The sequence below is a fragment of the Gluconobacter aidae genome (assembly GCF_009547075.1).
Lineage (GTDB): Bacteria > Pseudomonadota > Alphaproteobacteria > Acetobacterales > Acetobacteraceae > Gluconobacter > Gluconobacter aidae.
On sequence record NZ_WIPH01000007.1, the window covers coordinates 103,730 to 115,136 of the forward strand.

Below are 11,407 nucleotides of genomic sequence, written 5' to 3' on the forward strand. Positions count from 1 at the left end.
GGGAATGCCTGCACCTTACAGTCATCGAATGAACTGCTGGTTGGCTGATGCGTCTGTTTCATCAGGAAGCGCATGGTCGCCACCCAGAAAATGCAGGAAATTTCATGACTGGAAAAAGCAATCTTTTCATCAATGGTAACTGGGTCGCACCAAAAAGCGGCGAATGGATCACAGTTGAAAACCCGGCCACGAAAGCGGTTGTGGGTGAGGTGGCCAAGGGCGGTCACGCCGATGTGGATGCAGCCGTCGCGGCTGCGAAATCGGCTTTTGTCGGCTGGAGCCGTCGCACGGCGACCGAGCGGGCGGACTATATTCATGCTCTTAAGGATCTGGTGAAGCGGGACAAGGAAAAGCTGGCCGCCATCATCACGTCAGAAATGGGCAAGCCACTGAAGGAAGCCCGGATCGAGGTGGATTTCGCTATCGGTCTGCTGCGCTTTGCCGCCGAGAATGTGCTGCGCCTTCAGGGCGAAATCATCCCGGGCAGTTCTCCGGAAGAGAAGATCCTGATCGACCGTGTGCCGCTCGGCGTTGTCGGTGCGATCACGGCCTGGAACTTCCCGCTGGCCCTGTGTGCCCGCAAGATCGGTCCGGCTGTGGTCGCGGGTAATACCATTGTCGTCAAGCCGCATGAACTGACGCCGCTGGCCTGTCTGCATCTGGCGAAGCTGGTTGAGGAAGCGAAGATTCCGCATGGTGTCATCAATGTCGTCACGGGTGATGGCAAGGATGTCGGTGTACCGCTGGTGGCGCATAAGGACATCAAGCTCATTACGATGACGGGCTCGACTCCTGCCGGCAAGAAGATCATGGCCGCCGCGTCCGAGACGCTGAAGGAAGTCCGGCTTGAACTGGGTGGCAAGGCGCCGTTCATGGTCATGGAAGACGCTGATCTGGACAAGGCCGCCGATGCAGCGGTGGCTGCGCGTTTTGGTAATGGCGGGCAGGTCTGCACGTCCAACGAGCGGACCTATATCCACGAGGCTGTTTACGACAGGTTCGTTCAGAAGGTCCGTGAGAAGATCGAGGCTCTGAAGGTCGGCCTGCCGACGGACCCTTCCACGGATATGGGGCCCAAGGTGAGCGAGGATGAGCTTAACAAGGTTCATGAGATGGTTGAGCATGCGGTCCGGCAGGGCGCGCGTCTGGCCATCGGCGGCAAGCGTCTGACGGGCGGGATCTATGACAAGGGCTATTTCTATGCCCCGACGCTCCTGACGGATGTGACGCAGGATATGGACATCGTTCATAACGAGGTGTTCGGTCCGGTCATGTCGCTGATCCGCGTGAAGGATTTCGATCAGGCCATCGCCTGGGCCAATGACTGCCGCTACGGCCTGTCGGCCTATCTCTTTACGAATGATCTGGGGCGGATCCTGCGTATGACCCGCGATCTGGAGTTCGGTGAGGTCTATGTGAACCGTCCGGGTGGTGAGGCGCCGCAGGGTTTCCACCACGGCTATAAGGAAAGTGGTCTCGGCGGCGAAGACGGACAGCATGGCATGGAAGCCTATGTCCAGACGAAGACCATTTACCTCAACGGGTAATGGACGAACGGGCGGCGGTAAGGCGGTCGCCCGTCTTTTGCGGAAAGGAGCAGCAGCATGGTAAAAGTCGCCGCACTGGCCACTGATGGCCTCGAAGAAGTCGAACTGACTGGCCCGCAGGACGCATTGGAAAAAGCAGGGGCGACCGTCACGGTCATTTCCCTCAAGGCGGGGGAGTTTCAGGCTGTGAACAAGGATATCTATCCGTCCCGCAAGATCCGGGCCGATCTGGCGATTGCCGATGCGAAAGCCGAGGATTACGACGCGCTGCTGCTTCCGGGAGGTCTGGCCTCTCCTGACGCACTGCGGATGAACCGGGACGTGGTGACCTTCGCCAAGGCGTTCGTGAAGGCGAACAAGCCGATCGCCGCCATCTGCCATGGCGCGCAGACGCTGATTGAAGTGAATGAACTGAAAGGTCGGACCGTCACCTCCTGGCCGGCTATTCGGACGGATCTGGAAAATGCCGGTGCGACCTGGGTGGATAATGAGGTCGTGGTTGACGGACCTTATGTCTTCTCACGCTGCCCGGATGATATTCCGGCTTTCAACAAGGCCATCATCAAGCACTTCAAGCTCGCCTGAGATTTTCGTCTGATCATAAAAAAAAGAGGCTCTCCTGTGCGGGGAGACCTCCTTTTTTGTGAGGAAATGGTGAATCAGATGGTGTCGTCTACGGCCCTGCGTCCCAGTGCGGGATCGTCCGTGAAGAAGCCGTCGATCCCCATGTCCAGATAGCGATGCAGTTCCGCGATCATGCCTTTGGGATTGCGGGCGGCGTCGCCTGCGTTGCTGCGAAGCTGCGCCGGGAGGAAATGGTTTTCCGGTCGGGCCGTGTAAGAATGGACAAGAAGCCCGGCCCGATGGGCATCGGTCACGAGGGTGGAAGGTTCCAGCCACGCCCCCTTGCTGTCACGCGGGATCAGGTCCGTGTTGGACGGACCAATCACGTCGGCATAGCGGCGAACTTCCTTGAGACCATCGGGCGTCATGAGATCGCCGAAGGTCGTGGTCTTGCCCGCTGCCAGCAGATCTGGCGGTACATCTTTGCGCTCACCCATCAACAGCATCAGCCGGGCCTGGGGATTGATGGACAGGACGTCCGCCCGGATGCGGCCCAGATTTCCGGTCTCGAAGGACTGGACCTCCAGCGGGGCCTGCCGGGTGTACTCGTGGGCGGCAATGGTCTGGAGAAACGCGGCTTCGGGGTTCAGGCCAAGGCTGTTGAAATGTGTGGAATGCTTGATTTCCGGCACGAGGCCAAAAACCTTGCCTGTCGCCGCGGACTGGGCCGCGACCTGTTCGATGACCTCGTCGAAAGTCGGGATTTCGAAATGGTCGTCATAACGGGTGTTGTGGACCCGGATCGTGGAAAGGCGTTCACGGGCACGGAGGGTCTTGAGTTCAGCCAATGTGAAATCGGTGGTGAACCAGCCGGTCTCCACGCGCCCGTCGATCTTGAGAGAACGGTGACGGGAGGCGAATTCCGGATGGTCCGCGACATCCGTCGTGCCCGCGATGTTGCTCTCATGGCGGACGACCAGATGGCCGTCCTTTGTCATGACGAGGTCGGGCTCGATGAAGTCCGCGCCATCCATCATGGCGCGGGCATAGGAGGCCAGTGTGTGCTCCGGACGCAGGGCCGAGGCCCCGCGATGGGCGAAGACGAGAGGCTTCGGCGCCAGTGAGGGCGCGGCTTTCGCCCGCAGGTGCAGGGCGGGAAGCCCGGCTGCGAGCAGGCCGAGGCTCTGGCGACGTGTCAGCATGGGGCAGTATTCCTTACAGGGCCGCGCTGAGGCTCAGGAAGAACATGCGCGGCGCGATGGGGTAGGCCGAGAACTGACCCGAAGTCTGGGTCGCGTTGATCGTGGACCATCCCTTCGTGTTTGTCAGGTTGGTGATGTTGCCCTGAACCTTCAGCGACGCCAGATGCGGGATGTTGTGGAACGTGTAGCCCGCATTCAGGTTGAACTGGGCGTAAGGCGCGGCCCACATGTCGTTGGTGTAGGTTGCATAGCGCTTGCCGATGACATCACCGATGAACTGGCCGTAGGCGCTGCCCCAGTTGGTGGTGAAGACGAACTTCTCCGACCAGTCCGGCATCCCGACCACGTTCTTGCCAGCCGTATGGATGATGCTCGAGCCCGTGCTGTAGTTATCGTTGTAAACGGACTTGTTGTAGGACAGCGCGTTATACAGCGAGAAATGCGGGCCGAAATGGGTGGTGAAGGAGAAGTCCATACCATCCGTCGTGACCGAGCCCACGTTTGCAAGCGTGGTGGCCGAGCCGATGATGGACGACAGCGTCTGGGTCGTCGCGACGGCCAGCAGGCGGTTCGAGAAGTGAACGTGATAGTACTCGACCTGACCTTCAATGGCCGTCAGCGGGCCGAGATGGATCTGGCGATGTTCACGCAGACCGGTTTCGTAGGTCCATGAGGTTTCCGGCTTGCCGTTCTTCTTGAACTCTTCGAAAGCGGCCTGGCTGGTCGCGCCCCACGGGGTGGCGTTACCATAGCCCGCATCCTGGAAGGAGCGCATGTTCTCCTGGATGTTGGCGAACCACTGCTCATGCTTCGTGATGTCCCAGACCGCGCCGAACGCGGGCAGGAACGGCTTGGCGGCGTCGATTTCGCCACCCGGTGCCGTCACGGCATAGGAGGGGGAGAGGGAACCCGCCTTGGCGGCGACCGGCAGGGTGCCGTTGGTATAGACCAGCTCGGACTTGAAGCCCGCCATCAGGGAGAAATTCTTCGAAATCTGCCAGTTGTCCTGCAGATGCGTTACGAAGGTGTTGGTGTAGAAATTGTTCGTGTACTGATCGATCAGCGCGTTTTGCTGACGCTCGTAGGGGGTCGTGGGGTTGGTGGCGCTGAGCGGATACCAGCGACGCGCCTGCGTGTTGTTGTTGCGTTCGTACCAGCCGCCCAGTTCGATCGAATGATGGCCGAGATGGTAGCGCAGCGTGGACATCAGGCCGCCGCGGTTGTCCCAGTATTCCGTCGTGCGCGTCGCGTAGCCCGAACCGCCGAAGACGGTGTTCAGGTCCTGCCCCGGATAATACGCGGCGAACAGCGTCGGCAGACCGGCCGCCGAGATCGGGCCGGCCACAACACCTTCACCCAGATCATGGTGATAATAGATGCTGTTGTCCCAGTGAAGGTTTTCGCTGAAATCATGCGTCCACTTTGCGTAGGCAAGAAAATCTTCACGCTGTGCCGCGGAATAATAGTTTCGGTAGTTCAGACCGGCATTCGTATAGGCTGCGGAGTTGATGTACGACTTGGCATACGCAAAATTCGGATAGGTGAACGGACGCACATAGGTCCCGTAACCGTTCGGAAGCGTGATGCTGTCTTCGTTTGGCTCCACCTTCTGGGACCAGTCGAAAAAGACGGATACATGGTCGCGCGCACTGTGATGCACGAACTTCGCGTTGACCTGATAGCCACCCTGATGACCGGCGAAGTCCCAGGCGCGGGCGTCCTGACGGACGAAGGAGACATAGGCCGAGTTTCCGTTGCCGAATTCGCCCGTATCGAGGCGGGCGAAGGTGCGGAACGTGGACCAGCTTCCGAAAACCTGTTCGATCTGCGCGCCACGCTTCTTCAGCGGGTCCTGCGTCGTGAACTGAAGCGTGCCACCGAGGTTGGAAGTCGACGCTGTACCAAGTGCACCGGCACCCGAGGAGACCGACGCCGAACCGATGTTCTCACTGATGGCCGCGCGCTGTGGGGATAGGCCGTTATAATTGCCGTAGGCCTGATCGCCCAGCGGAATGCCGTCGAGCGTATAGCCGAGCTGGTTCTGGTTGAAGCCGTGGACGTAGAGCGAAGAGTTCTGTTCGTTATTGCCCCACGGATCAGCGTTGTTGAACACGACGCCCGGCAGCATTTCCAGCGCCTTGATCGGGTTCACGCCCGGTAGGATACGCTGGATCTGGACGTGGCTCAGCCCCTGTTCGGAGCGGGTACGGCGCGCGGTGATGACGAGCTGTTCCGTACCACCGGCCACGGCGTCAACCCTGGCCCTGTGTTTGGTGTCATGCTTGGCGGTTGTGATTTTTTTCGTTCCTGCCGTTGCCGCATCGGCAGGGTGGAAGAGGGCGGCAGCAAGCGCGAATGGCGAGCAGAAAACGGTCAGAAGCAGGCGGGAACGCAGCAGGTTGCGCGGCATTGAAAGTCTTTCCGGCAGGAGAAGAGATCGAATGCGGCGAAACCTAATCGTTCCTTAAAGGGCTGCGTGTGAAGCTCCTGTGAACGTGGTATGACAGAATGATGACAATCGGGCGCCACCGTGTCAGGCTGTCTGCCATCCCCGCCCGACGATGGCGACACGGCGGCCCAGCGGCGTGTCCTGGAGGACGATGACTTCCCGTTCTTCCAGATAGTTCAGCTGGCGTCGTGCACGGCCAAGCGAGTGTGTTCCATAAGCGCGGGCCAGGGCTTCGTCACCCGGGCAGGCTTCGCCGTCGAGCGCCGTCCGGGCGAGAAGCAGGAAGACTCCCTGCACGTCTTCGGGCAGGGTCGCGGCAATGGCCTGGGCCTGTTTCCAGTCCTCACTTTCGGAACGCTCGCGGTCCAGTCCGGCGCGGATGGTGGCCAGCATCCGGTGGAACGGCCCCAGTTCCAGCACATTGCGCGACAGGCCCTGAATCCGCGCCCGGAGCTGAAAGTCCTGATACAGGGTGGCGAGCGGCTTGTAGTCCGAGCCTTCGCCGGCCACCACGTCGGCGACCAGCGACCAGAGCTGATCGGGATCGGCCTCTACCGCGGCTGCCACGGGAGCAGGCTCTTCAGCCTCGCGTTCAGCGCCATAAGCGTCGAGCTGCGCCAGAAGGTCCGGCGGAGGGGGGCGGGTCTCCCGGCGGGGACGGGGCGTGAACTCCTGGACCGGTTCAAGAATGATGTCCCGCAGGTCTTCGGCAGAGACCGGTTCAAGTGGTACGAGAACCGGGCCGGTGGCATGACTGGCTGTCGTGACGGGACCGATGGTCACGAGTTTCGGGCGACGGCTCAGGGCCGGACCAAGCGCCATGAACTGCCCGCGCGCCAGATCCCGGAAGGATTCCGCAGCCCGGCGCTCCATCCCCAGAAGATCGGCGGCACGCGCCATGTCGATATCGAGGAAGGTCCGCCCCATCAGGAAGTTGGATGCCTCGGCCGCGACGTTCTTGGCCAGCTTGGCCAGACGCTGGGTTGCGATGACACCGGCCAGACCGCGCTTTCGGCCACGGCACATGAGGTTCGTCATGGCCCCCAGCGACAAACGCCGGGCTTCATCGGACGTGTCACCGCCCGCGACAGGCGCGAAGAGCTGGGCTTCATCGACCACCACGAGAACGGGATACCAGTGCGCACGGGGGGCATCGAACATGCCGTTGAGGAACGCGCCGGCTGCCCGAAGCTGCATTTCGGCTTCGACCTGCTCAAGGTTCAGCACCACGGAGGCGCGATGGGCACGCACGCGCTCGCCAGCGGCGCGCAGGCTGGCTTCGGACTGGTCTTCAACGTCGATCACCAGATGGCCGTAGTGGTCGGCCAGGGTGACGAAATCACCTTCCGGATCGATCATGACCTGCTGGACGAGGGTGGCCGTCTGCTCCAGCAGACGCCGCAGGAGATGCGATTTCCCCGAGCCGGAATTGCCTTGGACCAGCAGGCGCGTGGCCAGGAGTTCCGGCAGATCAATGCAGGTATCGGAGCCGTCGCGGCCCTGTCCGAGAACGATGGATGTCATGGCGTCAGGCGATAGCCGAACTGGACGATTCTAGCCACCCAAGGACACCATTTGCCGCCGCATAAGCGGTGGAAAAACACCCCTGAAGCAGATAGCCGCCCGTGGGCGCCTCCCAGTCCAGCATTTCTCCCGCCACGAAAATACCGGGGCGGGATTTCATCATGAACCGCTCGTCCACGGTATCCTGCCGTATGCCGCCGGCTGTCGAGATGGCGCGATCAAGGGCGTCCATGCCGATCAGCGGCAGGGGAAGGGCTTTGAGGGTCTGGGCAAGCTGAAGCGGCGTGGCGTCTTTCGGGGTGGCGTGCTTCAGAAGCTCGCGGGAGGGGGAATCCAGCGACAGGGCCTTGCGCAGCCGGTTGCTCTGGCTTTCGCGTTCCCGCTGGCTCAGCAGGCGTTTGAGGATATCCTCGGCTGAAAGCGTGGGACGCAGGTCGAGTGTAAGGACTGCCCGTCCTTCGGTCGTGATCCTGTTTCGCAGATCCGCCGAAAGCGCATAAAGCGCCGAACCTTCTAGCCCGCGCGAGGTTATGGTCAGGTCGCCACGGGTCTGACGTGTCCCGAAGGTCAGACCCACGGAATGAAGTACGCTGCCTTCGTGCCGGGTCGCAAAATCGGCGGGCCAGTCGGGCAGGAAACCACAATTCGCGGGAGCGAAAGGCGCTGTCTCACCCGTCATGAAATCCGCCCAGCGGCCGTCCGATCCCAGACGGGACCAGCTTGCGCCCCCCATTGTCAGAATGGTCGCATCGGCCCTGACCGAGGTCTGGCCGGCCGCCGTCTCGAACAGCAAAGTTGTGTCGTTCCAGCCCGTAAAGCGATGCCGGGTATGGATCTGGACGCCCTGTTCCGTCAGCCGCTGGAGCCAGGCACGCAGCAGGGGAGAGGCTTTCATGGCTGTGGGGAAGACGCGCCCGGATGAACCGGAAAAGCAGATCTGTCCCAGTCCTTCAGCCCATTCCGTTAACGCCGATGGCGGAAACGCGCGGATGGCGGGTTCGAGCCATTTCCGTGCTTTTCCGTAGCGTGTCAGAAAACGGTCCAGCGGCTCCGAATGGGTCAGGTTCAGGCCGCTGCGACCGGCCATGAGCAGCTTGCGCCCCACGCTCGGCATCCGGTCGAAAACCTGCACCTTACATCCCCGCGCGGACAGGATTTCTGCCGCGAACAGTCCGGCGGGACCGGCTCCGATAATGGCGACGGAGGGGGAAAGGGGCGCAGTATTCATAAGCGCCTGATTGCCATGTGAAGCAGGGTTTGTCAGGCTCCGCGCCCGCAGTTCTGGCGGGAAAGGAACATGACATGCAGGTTTTTGAGACAATCGGGGCGTTTCGCGCGGCACGGACGGCTTATCCGACCTTGGGCTTCGTTCCGACCATGGGGTTTCTGCATGAAGGTCATCTTGGACTGGTCCGGCGGGCGAAGGCGGAGAATGGCGCGGTGGCCGTCAGTATTTTCGTTAATCCGACTCAGTTCGGGCCAAACGAGGATTATGCCTCCTATCCGCGCGATCCGGAGCGCGATCTGGCGCTTCTGAAAGAGGCCGGGGCCGATCTGGTGTTTCTGCCAACGCCCGATGTGCTTTATCCGCCCGGTGCCGTCACCCGGATTGAAGTTGGCGGCGTTGCGGAAGAACTCGAAGGCCAGTCCCGCCCCGGACATTTCTCCGGTGTGGCGACGGTGGTGAGCAAGCTGTTCAACATCGTCCAGCCGCAGCGGGCCTATTTCGGGCAGAAGGATGCCCAGCAATGCGCGGTTGTGCGGCGCTTTGTAGCGGATCTGGATATTCCGGTTGAAATCGTGGTCTGCGATATCGCGCGTGAAGCGGATGGGCTTGCGCGTTCCAGCCGCAATGTGCGTCTGACGACCGAAAACCGTCAGAAAGCGCCGGCCCTGTTTCAGGCGCTACAGCAAGCCGCGCGGCTGTTCCGCAATGGCGAGCGTGATGTGGACGTTTTGGAAAATGCCATGCGCGCGGTCCTGACCGAAGCCGGACTTCCGGATATTGACTATGCGACGGTTGTGAACGCAGGCACGTTCCGCCGCGAAAAGCCCTGTTCTGATGACGCTCTGGCCCTTCTGGCCGTGCGGGCTGGAGAGGTCCGGCTGATCGACAACATGCCGCTTTGAGTTGCTCACCCTTCGTGCGGTATAAGCATGCACTGCTGACGTACGGAGGATTTCAGGCATGCAGAAAACCATCATGCGTCGCGTGGCTCAGGGTCAGGGCCACGAACCCGCCGATCTGGTCATCCGGAATGTCCGGCTGTTCGATCTGGTCACGGGCGATCTCATCCCGACCGATATCGCCATCTGCGGCGACCGGATCGTCGGGACCTATGGCTCATACGAAGGCGTGCAGACGATCGCCGGCGCGGGCCGGATCGCCGTACCGGGCTTCATCGACACCCATCTGCACGTTGAATCCTCGCTCGTCACACCGTTCGAGTTCGATCGCTGCGTTCTGCCGCATGGTGTGACGACGGCCATCTGCGATCCTCATGAAATGGCCAATGTGCTGGGGCGTGCGGCGTTCGATTACTTTCTGGCCGCTGCCGAGCGGACCATCATGGATCTGCGCCTCAACCTGTCGAGCTGTGTTCCAGCCACGTCCATGGAGACATCGGGCGCGGTTCTGAACGTGGATGATCTGCTGGCCTATCGGGGCCATCCGAAAGTGATCGGTCTGGCCGAGTTCATGAACATCCCGGGTGTTCTGAATGGCGATCCGGGATGCATGGACAAGCTGGCGGCCTTTGCGGACGGGCATATCGACGGTCACGCACCGCTCATGCGGGGCAAGGCCCTGAACGGCTATCTGGCTGCCGGGATTTCAACCGATCATGAAGCCACGGCTGCTGACGAAGCACTGGAAAAAGTGCGCAAGGGTATGACGGTCCTGATCCGGGAAGGGTCGGTCTGCAAGGATCTTGAAGCACTGGCGCCGTTGCTGAACGTCGCCACATCGCCGTTCTTCGCGTTCTGCACCGATGACCGCAATCCGCTTGAAATTGCGCATGAGGGTCATCTGGATTTCCTGATCCGTCGGGCTATCGAACTCGGGGTGGAGCCTCTGGCTGCCTATCGTGCGGCTTCCCTGTCCGCCGCGACGGCGTTTGGCCTGAAAGATCGCGGACAGATCGCGCCGGGCAAGCGCGCGGATATCGTCCTGCTCGATGATCTGGAACGCTGTCAGGTGTCGGACGTCATTTCCGCCGGTCGTCTGGTGAATGATGCGCTGTTTGCCCGACGCGAGATCGTGGCGCCCGTCGGACTGGAGAGCGTGCGACTGCCGCGCCCTGTCACCGCGCAGGACATGGCTGTTGAAGGCAGCGGCGCAGACCGTCCGGTCATGGGCATCATTCCGGGACAGATCATCACGGAGTTCCTGCGTTTTGATCTGCCGGAAAAAGAGGGGCAGGTCTTACCCGACTCCATGCGGGATATCGCGAAGGTCTGTGTCGTCGCGCGGCATGGACATAATGACAATATCGGCCGGGGCTTTGTGCGCGGTTTCGGCCTGAAGGACGGCGCACTGGCCTCGTCCGTTGGGCATGACAGTCACAATATCTGCGTCGTGGGCACCAGTGACGCCGACATGGCCTGCGCGGTGAACCATCTGGAAAAAACCGGCGGTGGTTTCGTGGCAATCCGCAATGGACAGGTTCTCGCGGACCTGCGCCTTCCGGTCGCGGGGCTGATGAGTGATGCACCTTACGAACAGGTGCGCGATGATCTGGTCGTGCTCCGGCAGGCCGCGAAAGAGATGGGGGTTGTTCTGGAGGAGCCATTCCTGCAACTGGCCTTCCTGCCCCTCCCGGTCATCCCCCATCTCAAAATCACGGATTTCGGAATGATTGATGTCCGGACCATGAGCGTAGTGTGAAGCATAGGGTGCCGTTCCTGATAAATTTCGCAATCCTCGGTCACAAACCTGTTGCACCACGGCCCGTTCGGAATCGTGGCAACAGCAATACAGATGAAGAACGACAGTACCGGGATCATTAAGAACGGCTACTATGGATTTTCTTGGACGACGTTCTTTTTTGGAGCTTTGCCTGCTTCCCAGGTCCGAGGTGCTCGATGGCTCCTTGATATACATATGTGCAGGGCCTGGAAGG

Annotated in this window: 8 protein-coding genes; 4 read left to right on the forward strand and 4 right to left on the reverse strand. The window is 60.9% G+C overall.

The window, feature by feature from the left end; all coding sequences use genetic code 11:
- Positions 1 to 104: 104 nt before the first annotated feature.
- Together aldA and GFJ39_RS05250 are read left to right on the forward strand one after the other, a co-directional pair.
- Positions 105 to 1,547, forward strand: coding sequence for an aldehyde dehydrogenase (aldA, locus tag GFJ39_RS05245; protein ID WP_153430346.1), 1,443 nt, complete (start codon positions 105 to 107; stop codon positions 1,545 to 1,547).
- 57 nt (positions 1,548 to 1,604) lie between these two features.
- The gene (locus GFJ39_RS05250) at positions 1,605 to 2,132 is read left to right on the forward strand and encodes a type 1 glutamine amidotransferase domain-containing protein (protein ID WP_153430347.1); all 528 of its coding nucleotides are present in this window, start codon (positions 1,605 to 1,607) and stop codon (positions 2,130 to 2,132) included.
- A gap of 74 nt (positions 2,133 to 2,206) precedes the next feature.
- On the opposite strand, the gene GFJ39_RS05255 is transcribed toward GFJ39_RS05250, so the two are convergent.
- From GFJ39_RS05255 to GFJ39_RS05270, 4 genes are all read right to left on the reverse strand, one after another.
- Positions 2,207 to 3,313 carry a glycerophosphodiester phosphodiesterase family protein gene (locus GFJ39_RS05255; RefSeq protein WP_153430348.1) on the reverse strand — a complete coding sequence of 369 codons (1,107 nt, stop codon included), beginning with the start codon at positions 3,311 to 3,313 and terminating at the stop codon, positions 2,207 to 2,209.
- Between the two features lie 13 nt (positions 3,314 to 3,326).
- Entirely contained in the window at positions 3,327 to 5,723 is a 2,397-nt protein-coding gene (locus tag GFJ39_RS05260; RefSeq protein ID WP_153430349.1) for a TonB-dependent receptor, read from the reverse strand.
- 123 nt (positions 5,724 to 5,846) lie between these two features.
- Positions 5,847 to 7,286, reverse strand: coding sequence for an ATP-binding protein (locus tag GFJ39_RS05265; protein ID WP_153430350.1), 1,440 nt, complete (start codon positions 7,284 to 7,286; stop codon positions 5,847 to 5,849).
- 4 nt (positions 7,287 to 7,290) lie between these two features.
- Positions 7,291 to 8,514: a TIGR03862 family flavoprotein gene (locus GFJ39_RS05270; RefSeq protein WP_153430351.1), complete on the reverse strand. Its 1,224-nt coding sequence runs from the start codon at positions 8,512 to 8,514 to the stop codon at positions 7,291 to 7,293.
- A 74-nt stretch (positions 8,515 to 8,588) separates the two neighbouring features.
- Between GFJ39_RS05270 and panC the strand changes: the two genes are divergently transcribed.
- Positions 8,589 to 9,416, forward strand: coding sequence for a pantoate--beta-alanine ligase (gene panC / locus GFJ39_RS05275; protein WP_153430352.1), 828 nt, complete (start codon positions 8,589 to 8,591; stop codon positions 9,414 to 9,416).
- 58 nt (positions 9,417 to 9,474) lie between these two features.
- A complete protein-coding gene (gene ade / locus GFJ39_RS05280; protein ID WP_153430353.1) occupies positions 9,475 to 11,172 on the forward strand; it encodes an adenine deaminase in 1,698 nt (565 codons plus the stop codon).
- The last annotated feature ends 235 nt before the right edge of the window (positions 11,173 to 11,407 follow it).